General features: G+C 37.5%; 6 protein-coding genes and 2 pseudogenes. 5 read left to right on the top strand and 3 right to left on the bottom strand.

The genetic code is table 11. The annotated features are described in order from the left end of the window. The 4 genes and pseudogenes from ACE3PQ_RS11070 to ACE3PQ_RS11055 form a co-directional block, all read left to right on the top strand. Positions 1-95 (top strand): annotated as a pseudogene (locus ACE3PQ_RS11070) (IS6 family transposase); the annotation flags it as partial. Between the two features lie 490 nt (positions 96-585). Beyond that, the gene (locus ACE3PQ_RS11065; protein ID WP_374297898.1) at positions 586-1,266 is read left to right on the top strand and encodes a hypothetical protein; all 681 of its coding nucleotides are present in this window, start codon (positions 586-588) and stop codon (positions 1,264-1,266) included. Next, positions 1,263-3,524: a hypothetical protein gene (locus tag ACE3PQ_RS11060; protein WP_374297895.1), complete on the top strand. Its 2,262-nt coding sequence runs from the start codon at positions 1,263-1,265 to the stop codon at positions 3,522-3,524. Before ACE3PQ_RS11065 ends, ACE3PQ_RS11060 begins: the two co-directional genes overlap by 4 nt. After that, positions 3,508-6,681 carry a tyrosine-type recombinase/integrase gene (locus ACE3PQ_RS11055; RefSeq protein WP_374297892.1) on the top strand — a complete coding sequence of 1,058 codons (3,174 nt, stop codon included), beginning with the start codon at positions 3,508-3,510 and terminating at the stop codon, positions 6,679-6,681. Before ACE3PQ_RS11060 ends, ACE3PQ_RS11055 begins: the two co-directional genes overlap by 17 nt. Before the next feature lie 92 nt (positions 6,682-6,773). Here ACE3PQ_RS11055 and ACE3PQ_RS11050 read toward each other — a convergent pair. Continuing rightward, positions 6,774-6,981: pseudogene (locus tag ACE3PQ_RS11050) on the bottom strand (hypothetical protein); the annotation flags it as partial. A 53-nt stretch (positions 6,982-7,034) separates the two neighbouring features. Between ACE3PQ_RS11050 and ACE3PQ_RS11045 the strand changes: the two are divergent. Beyond that, positions 7,035-7,205 (top strand): hypothetical protein, encoded by a 171-nt coding sequence (locus tag ACE3PQ_RS11045; protein ID WP_374297888.1) that lies wholly within the window; start codon positions 7,035-7,037, stop codon positions 7,203-7,205. Between the two features lie 110 nt (positions 7,206-7,315). Here the strand turns inward: ACE3PQ_RS11045 and ACE3PQ_RS11040 are convergent, their stop codons facing one another. Next, complete coding sequence (locus ACE3PQ_RS11040; protein ID WP_374297886.1) at positions 7,316-7,588, bottom strand: hypothetical protein; 273 nt, start codon at positions 7,586-7,588, stop codon at positions 7,316-7,318. Continuing rightward, positions 7,585-8,004: tyrosine-type recombinase/integrase (locus ACE3PQ_RS11035; RefSeq protein WP_374297883.1), on the bottom strand; the 420-nt coding region annotated here is incomplete at its 5' end. The genes ACE3PQ_RS11040 and ACE3PQ_RS11035, both read right to left, overlap by 4 nt.

The following is an 8,004-nucleotide window of genomic DNA, read 5'->3' as shown; positions in this document are numbered from 1 at the left end:
TCATGCGTGCACTACGTAAAGGACAAGCATCGTCATTTTATTATGGTCAGCCTCAGGGTGAAGTGTGTCTAATCAACAGGGTTTTCGGTCTCTAAGTACTTTTTAAAGGGAACATCATCGACTCAAATCTCTATTTGCAACAGTGCCCATTTCACTTGGATGAACCAAAAAAAGTAATGGACTATCTTCCGGATCTTGTCTGAAAGCGTGGCGTATTCAATTGGCTTGCTTTGAGTAAAGCATATGATGAGGCTTGGAAGTCGCTTAAATGCTAGACTGAATAATTTAAAAATAACGCAATTAATATGTAGTATATACTTCATGTTATTTTAATACTGTACATTTGATATATTTATTTTCAACCAAAAAAATAACAAGTCCTATTAAAAAAACACCCTAGCCACACACAAAAATGAATAACAATTTTTGTTCAAAGTCGATCGCAATATCGCCAAAATATACGATTTATTTTATAAATATCGCCGTATTGTATATTATTTGTTAAATTATCATTATTTTCAATAATCAGATATTGTTTTATTATATTAAAAAATATAAAAGTATGATCATTACTTCATCTTCAACATGAGGCGTATCATCAACAACCATGATTTCAATTCAGTTTTCGGCAAACCGAAAACCACAAAAACTAGACTCTGGCATAAGACAGAAATTTTTGTTCATCCAGAGTTTTTTGGAATTTATCATTGTTATTTTGAGATATTTAAAGCGCTAAAAACGGATCTACCTCTGCTTCATACTAGCTCAGACTTGATTGTATTTGAAGATCCACATAGCAATTGTTATTACATTACAAATTTATTTCATTGGTATTTATATTATAAAAATAAACCACCAAAATATATAAATCTCAGAATATATAACCACCCTGACGACAATCTAATTAATGAATTAAAGAAAATAACAAGTCATGAGTTTATTAAATTTATTTCTAATTTTCAGTTTAATATTGATCTTATCAATCCTAATCGTTTGCTTAATTTAATAAATAAGCACATTTCCCCTGAACTTATTCTTAAACACAATAAATGTCATTCGTTCAAACTGCACTCAAAAATGAGCATGGACTTACTTGCAAAAGAATTATCATTTAATCGAAATCAACTCAATTACCGGCTAAAAAAATTAAAGCAAGAAAGAAATGATGTGCTTATTGAACTCGAGCTAAGTAGTCCGCTTATTTATCAACTTCTTAATGATCCAAACTTTGAGTTAAATGCAGAACAACTTTGGAGCTTAAAATGAAATATTCCTTTCATGATGAATTAGATAATCGAGAAGTATCATTAAAAAATACATTAGAAACCCTCTTTTCCGATGAGAAAAACCAACGTGATGCACATATTCAATATGTGGCAGATTTACTGAAACATATTCAAACCCAGGAGTATTTAAGTGGTCTGAATTTAGATGGCTTTGTTTTTGATCTTCCCAGCAATGATTGCATTCAAAACCCAGAAGCTTTGGTTGCATCAAGACAGCATAAAGTTTCGAGTGCCCCCATCACTTGGTACATCAACTCGATTGCCCAAATTACAGATCAGCACGTATTACAATGGAATGTGCTTGTGATTAAAGCAGCACTCTATTTAATCGCATTACCTGATATAAAACCCGAGTTATTTAAAGCCGAACATACTGACCATCTAAATACCGTCTTACGATTATTTCAGCGTATGCGTGCAGCAAATCGGGCATTAAACAACAAAAAGCATTATCAAAATTCTGAGGCTTATCAGCGCTTCTGGCAGCAACATCTGAATCATCCCGAACTCAGCCTAAAAGAATTTGTAAATTACTTAAGTGATCTAGAACCGTCAGATGAATTTGAGCGCAATCTCATCAATAGTTTTCGTATTACCTTTAAATACGTTTTACAGAGTAAAGCAAAAATTGCACGAGCAAGCTCAAATACAAAGCTACTGCATGAGTATCTCGACGAAGATCAGTTGATCGAAGAAAGTTCGGAGATCATAAAAGGTGCAAAATCAACGGCGCTCAATGTTGAAAAACAGCTCGATGATCAGGATAGCCGTCAAATACTGGTTGATCCCTCGTCCGTCACACCACTTGCAACATATTCCGAATCCACCCAAGCCTATGTGCTACCACTTGTAGCAAAACATATTCAACGCAAAGAACATCAATTGCCATCTAGCAGCCTTTTCCCAAATCGTAGCAGTATAAGCACCCTACTCAACAGACTTTATCTCGACTTTACTCAGCCCAAAGGGATACATGCCAAAACTCCACTGATCCTGATGTTAGCTTTTATTACCGGCAATCCTGTCAAAGAGTGGCTACGACTACAAAGTAAGCGCGTAAAAAAACTCAATGATCGACAGCAACTCACTCAATTCAATGATCTGTATTTTCTGCGCACTCGGTTTTCTGTGTTTGAAAATAAAAACTTTGCGTACCCTACAGGTCTACTTAATCAAAGTATTTATCTCGATATTCCCATTCCAAATGCATTTATCACGGCATTACGGAGCGCACATGTTGTTTCTGAAGATGATCTATCTAAATACCTAAAACAGCTCAGAGCTGATTTACAGATCCCTGCATTATCAGTCAGCAAACTAAGCTCCCTATTACATCAAACCATCTTGCAACAAACTGGAAATAAGCAGTTAGCCGACATACTGACAGGAATTGATGCAAATAAATCATCATCAATATCGTATTGCCACCACAACATTAATCATCTGCATCAAAAATATGTCGGCACGTTACAAGGTTTATGTGAGCGTCTTTCAAATGAATATGATGACATTTCATCTAATTCAGAGGACTGTTTTGGTAGCCGAAAAGCACCGACAAAAATTGTAGTCAAAAATATTTTTGCTACCCTCAAAGCAAAAATATTTATGCAAAATGTTGAGGATTGGATCAGCATCTTGAACCATTACAGTGTTTGGATGTGGCATTTTTTATTACTGTTTACTGCCGCACGACCCGTTTCCGATTTTCCTGGCTTTCTCTGTCATTTCAATTTTAAGCGGAAAATTCTGATCGTTGCAGACAAAGAGGTTGGTGGTCGGCAAAGTCACGGACGCTTAATTCCACTCAGTCAGTTTGTTGTCACCGAGGTCGAAAAATTTATTCAATTTCTTCGGTTTGTAGAATTAGAAGTTGGCATCACAGAGTGTCACGTTATACAGCATGTACAACAAGTCTTAAATAATCAACGACCATTGCTACATCTTTTTCATGATGAAAAATGGAAAACATTAAGTCCCACTTTGGTTAAAAATTTCAATTTTGAACTTGGTTTAGAGCACCCCAACTGGCATCGACATACTGCCCGTGCTTTTCTCAGTGAAAAGATTTCAGAGCCCGAAATCCTAGCATTATTCGGTCATGAGCCAATGCAACAAGAAGCTGCACACCCTTATTCAAGTCTATCTCTGCATCAGTTTTACAGCATTGCAGATCGTCTCGAAAACATGAAAGACCATTTTGAAATCACAGGGATTGAAGTAAATGTCCTCACGCAGTAGTCAAACCAAACCTGAAGCACTTTATGCCGCAAAACGTCGCGAAGCACGTCGCATTGAGCGTGAAGATGCACTACGGCAGGATGTGGAGCAACAATTAACACAATATTTTCAGGAAAACGACTTTCTTCATCAGCAACATCCTGAATCATTCTATCCAGCAGTCTATGAAATCATCAAGCGCAAAGCTACTAATTTGGCATGGAAGAAATATGCCCATGAATTTTTCAGAGCTTATGTGAATAAAATCAACCAAACGCGTGATGAGCCACTGCCCTTGCCCATCCTAACCTTCGACATGGTAAGAGACCAGCCCGTTTTTACATTTTCATGGTTTGAGAATGGACATCACATTGATGAGATCATCGAGAAACTTTGGGATTATTGGATTTTGACCAAAGACAGTACAACATTTACAGATAATGAAATTGTCGGAAATATTCTGATCTCTGCCATACTTTTTTCGGGCTTAAATCATAAAGCATCATTAACCGCTTTACTCGAGCATTTAATCGCACCGAAAGACATAAGAGCGATTGGCTCAATGAATATTATCTTTCTCGAACCACTTTCAAGCACTTATGGTGATCTTTACATCGATGAAAAAACCATTCGAAAATCACGTCACTTTGTCCCCGATCAGATCACGCGGCTGTGGCTTATTCATTTTTATATTCGTCAAATTCCGCATATTGATCTCAATATCGAAGATTATCTCAAGCTGATTTTTAATAAGTTACAGATATCCTTTACAAATCAAAGCTATAAATTTTTACGGGACAATGCGAATTTCAACTGGATGCAACTGCCAAATGCGGATATTGATCCAGCACTTGCGCAATGTCTGATTGAAAATATTGAGACTTGCGGATTGTCTGAAACGGAATTTCAAAAATTTATACAACCGCAATTCAAAATCAAAGACGACCACCACAAAGATCATCAAGATGATCAAAATATCGATCATCGCCCCCAAGGTAAAAATTCAACGCTGTCAAATCTAGGGCAAGCAGTGAATGCTGTGATCAAAATTCATAAAGACATGCTCAACCTCATCCGCAAGTCAAAAACTTCCGCAAATATTCCCCAACTGATCATTGATTATTGCCTTGAACATGCAGATCAATTCAATGAATTCAGTAAGCGAATGGTGCTCTGGCTAATCAGCCTGTATCAACCACAAATGGTAAAAGTGAAACAACTTGCAGCATGTTTCAATTTTACAGCGGATCAATTCGAAAAATCTTTCAAGCATGATCTGCCACTCAAAGAGAGTTCAATTTATACCTACTACACGCGTATTGCCGAGCCTTGGCTAAGTCATTCTTTGCAGTATCTTGCAGCAGATGACGATATGAATACGATTGTGAATAATATTTATCGACATATCATCACAAATACTCGCCTTGCAGACGAAGCACAACAACCTGAGTTTAAATCCAAAGGGCAAACGCTGAGGATGCTGAAACGTTTTCACCGATTTCAACAAAAAGTTTTTCAAGCTGACGCCTTCGAACTCGAATCGATATCCGTCCAAAATAGACCACGAGCACGAATTATCGCTCCCCAAACCTATCAGGCATGCCTACAAAAACTAGATATTCTCTATAAAGAACAATCAATCGAAGAATACCATTATCAAAATTTAAAGATGATTTATAGTCTCGCTTATCGAACAGGTATGCGAATCAATGAAATTCTCAGCCTACGTCTGAACGACATCGAAGGGCTACGTGATTTATCCATTTGGGTTCGTCCTTTCGGCTCAAAAAAGCAAGGCAATCTGCACCAGCTGAAAACCGACAGTGCTGAACGCATCATCCCTGCATATTGCTTATTAAAAGCGGATGAATATCAGTTATTTCATCGTTACGTAGTAGAACAACGGTTGTCTCGTCAAGGCAAGTCTTATTTATTTCATTCATGGAATGACGATAGCAAACTCAATAAACATAGCGTGACTACCCCCTTTAAAAAAATCATGAACGACTTATTCACGCAGCATGATTATTCTTTCCATTCATTTCGTCATACTGCAGCAAATCATCTGGCATTGCTCCTCAACTGTGAATACGAGCCACTTGTACAACAATTAACAGATTATACAGAGGCTGAATATACCTTGATTCGTAAGGAACTACTCCGCTCGCCACAGGGGCAAAATCATTGGTTTGTAATTGCACATTTACTCGGACATATCGATCCGAGTGAAACATTTAAAAGTTACATCCACTTGAGTTACCTCATTGCTGGGCATAGGCTATTAAAATATCATCCCGATATTGAAAATCACTTGGCTAAAAAGTTGATGGGATACCACCGTGATTTTGCGTTTTTAAATCAAGCGAAAGACACGAGAAAATTTAATTTCAATCGACACGCCACGCAGTTAAGCCAGTTATTGCTGCATGATCAAACTAGCTGGGCGCAAACAAATGCTTCTCAGATCATGAGGCATGGTCTAGTACAAACAGCTCCTCACGATTACAGTGATTATTTTGCTGGGACAAGTGAATCCAAAATCACTGTGGACTATTTTTATAAATGCCTCACGCTACTCGATGCGTATCAAAACCCGCAACAGGTCGCCGATGAGATGTGTCTAACGCATGAACTGGTAAAACAGTGGTACGACAATGCCAAGATATTAAGCGCAATTACTTCAAATAAGCACATTCCAAGATTAATTGATCGCAAAGCGAAGTATTCTCTCATTCCAACAAAAATAGATACCGCTGAAGATATTCAGGCATGTCGTTATTTCTTCGATAAGATTCAGTCAATTTTTATCAATAATCCTGACCAAATTCGCTCTGTACTTCAGACTTTTCTCAATCGAGTATCGCTTTCACACACAGGTATTCAATACGCAAGTAATAAAATTGATCAACTCGAATTGTTTTATGCACAAAGTCAGGGATTGTTTCCTCAGCAGTTTTGGCAAGTCCGCGGTCAAGCGCTCGATAACGTTTTAGATGCAAAAAAACAGCCCTTACTGCATGCATTGGCTCGATCGAATCCGTCTCCTCATGATTCAACATTGCAACATATTCGCTTACAGCTATTTTCAAATAAGAATAACAAGGCACTTGCTGCTTTTAAGTTCTGTTTGCATTTAGCCTGCATTGGTCGTCCCAAGGGATTAACGTTGGAAATCTAAGTTCTGATTGAATTTATGAGGAGTACCACATTGAATATAGTGTGCTAATGCAAAACCACAAACAGATCGGAGCTGATCGCTCCCATCTGTTATTATTGCTCATATTCTTTGTAGTATTGATGTGCTCGCTTAGAATTATGTATCCAACTTTATACACGTAAGTCGGAAAAATCATCCCAAACTTGAAATAATCCTGTACCACGCGCTACACGAATTTTTAAGCGAATAGCTTTTGTATTCAATGCGATGCAAAAAATAAAAACTATGCTCTTGGCTCGTGCTAAATTTCTTGAATATAGACCTCATGAGAATGCTATCCACTTCTTTATTTAAGGATTTTTATGAAGCACTTCATGATTAAAATTTTGCAGAAATTATTGGCTAATCACTCTCCAAAGCACCAAGTCCATATTTTACTCAGCAATGCCGAGTATGACCAATTTATTCACCGTTGTAATGCACAACATATTTCACCTGCCCGATTAAAACAAGCGGCACAACTTCTGAATAAAGAGGGGTTTTAAAATTAAGAACAATTACAACTTTGATCAGTATCGGTTTTTATCTCGATGTTAATTTAGCACCAACAAATAAAAAATCGAAGAATTTGGGTTCTTCGATTTATTATGATATTTCAAATGATTTTGGCTAAGATCATAAATTGATGCCGAATAAAAAGAATCAGATCCTCAACGATATAGCTGTCTTTAAACTGATCAATCATTGCTTGAATCCAAATGCGCAACACCTGATGATCATTCATAAAGCATGCACCTTCCAGTAAAAACGCGAGATTATTGACCGCTAAAATGTGAAATTCATCAATCAGCTCTCGTGCAATTTGATCGGCGAGACGGCTTACCACCACATCACTATAATATGATTTATCGAAAATAGTATGACTCATGATACGTTCTCCAGATGATCAATTTCATTGAGCATTGCCTCAAAAGCACTACCATCTTGTCGTGTCATATTCGGAACATATCGACTATAAACTCGAAATAGCATCTCCGTGGTCGAATGACCCAGTTGTCTTGCGATCCACTCTGGATTTTCTCCTGCCGACAGCCACAGCGTTGCTGCAGTATGCCGACTCTGATAGGCACGTCTAGGCTCAAGCCCCAAATACCTTAGCAAAGGATGCCAAACTCGTCGGTTTACTGCCCTATAATCCAATGCTTTGCCTTCTCGGTTGCAAAATACAAATTCTGAGTGTTTAAATGATCGTTGCTTTTGCTGAACGAACGCAAAATAAACTTGCGGACTCATTTGAATGGTTCGATTTGAGCCATCTGTTTTGGTTGGTCCAAGAATGCCATT

The sequence above is a fragment of the Acinetobacter sp. genome, assembly GCF_041911495.1.
Taxonomy (GTDB): Bacteria; Pseudomonadota; Gammaproteobacteria; order Pseudomonadales; family Moraxellaceae; genus Acinetobacter.
The sequence above is the reverse complement of the archived record's forward strand: the minus strand, read 5'-3'. Positions and strand labels throughout refer to the sequence as shown.